This is a genomic window from Micrococcus sp. ACRRV (genome assembly GCF_022346985.1).
Classification (GTDB): domain Bacteria; phylum Actinomycetota; class Actinomycetes; order Actinomycetales; family Micrococcaceae; genus Micrococcus; species Micrococcus porci.
This window is the reverse complement of record NZ_JAKRNH010000201.1, coordinates 1-1349: the sequence shown is the minus strand read 5'-3', so window position 1 is coordinate 1349 and position 1349 is coordinate 1. Positions and strand designations below refer to the sequence as shown.

At 77.1% G+C, this 1349-nt stretch carries 1 protein-coding gene; it reads left to right on the top strand.

Translation table 11 applies throughout. The annotated features are described in order from the left end of the window. Positions 1–189: 189 nt before the first annotated feature. Positions 190–1182, top strand: a complete 993-nt coding sequence (locus MHY29_RS12095) for a DUF559 domain-containing protein (protein ID WP_224356283.1) — start codon at positions 190–192, stop codon at positions 1180–1182. Positions 1183–1349 lie beyond the last annotated feature (167 nt).

Sequence of the window (1349 nt, the reverse complement as noted above, 5' to 3'; positions counted from 1 at the left end):
GAGCCGGGTCGGTGACGCCGTCGTCGTGGGGAGGGGGGTGGGGTCTGGCGGCGACCCGTGGTGCCGAGGCCCGCAGACGCGCCGTTATGGCCAGGATGTAGCGGCGTGTCTGCGGGCCTCGGTGGGGCGTCGTCCACAGATCCCGGCGGACGACGACGGCGGCGCGCCCGGATCGGGCACGCTCGGCCCATGCCCCGCTCGCCCGCGCCCCTGCCTCCGATGCGCTGCGGACTGGACGGCCTCCTCCGCGCTCCGACCGTGTTCTCGACCCCGGCCGCGCGCGAGGCGGGCGTGAGTGCGGCCCGGCTGCGGCGCGGGGACGTGGTCTCCCTCGGGTGGGGGCTCTGGGGCCGGCGCGGCGTCGAACCGGACCCCCTGGACCATGTGCGGGCGCTGCAGGATCTGCACCCCGAGGGCGTGTTCAACCACGTGACGGCCGCCCGGGTGCTCGGCCTGTGGCTGACCGGGCCGCTCGCCGCCGACCGGTCCGTGCACATCGCGACCCCGCGCGGCCACGGCACCGCGTCGAGCCGGGCCGGGATCCGCTCACACCGCCTCCGCGCCGACGCACCGGTGCGGATCGTGGACGGGGTGCGTGTGACCGCACCGGGGTGGACGTTCGTGGACCTCGCCGCGCAGGCCGGGCCGCTCGAGCATCTCGTCGCGCTGGGGGACAGCATGGTGCGGACCGCCCCGACGGAGGCCCGCCGCCGTCGGCTGCCTCCCGGGGTGACGGACGTGGCCGAGCTGCGCGCCGCCGTCGAGGAACGCGGACGGGTGCGCGGGATCCGCGCGGCCCGGGAGGCGCTGGAGCTCGTGCGTCCCGGGGTCGACTCGCCGCCGGAGAGCCGGCTGCGGGTGCGGCTCGTCCTGGACGGCGTCCCTGAGCCCGCGGTGAACCCGTGCATCCGCCTCGCCACGGGACAGCGGCTTCGCGTGGATCTGGTGTGGGCGGAGGCCAAGGTGGCCGTCGAGTACGACGGCGATCAGCACCGCACGGATCGCCGGCAGTGGCGTGAGGACCGCGAGCGGGACGCGGCCCTGCGCGCGGAGGGGTGGGAGGTGATCCGGGTGACCGCCGACGTGTTCCGGCCGGGGCACTGGGAGCTGTTCGTGCGGCAGCTGCGGGGCCTGGTGGCCGCGCGGACGAAGCCGGGCCGAGTGCCGCCGTCGTGGATCTGACCCGCCCAGGCCCGCAGACTCGCCGCTACGGCCCAGACGTAGCGGCGCGTCTGCGGGCCTCGGCGAGAGGGGCGGAGGTCTCGGGCCCTCGGGCCGGCGTCGACCCCCTGCTCCTCGTCTCCGGACCGGCGTAGAATCGAGCCCCGGTCCCCTCGGACCCGCCCCGC

Excerpts from the sequence above, each read along its gene's own strand:
- MHY29_RS12095 (WP_224356283.1), top strand. The coding sequence starts at position 190 with ATGCCCCGCTCGCCCGCGCCCCTGCCTCCGATGCGCTGCGGACTGGAC.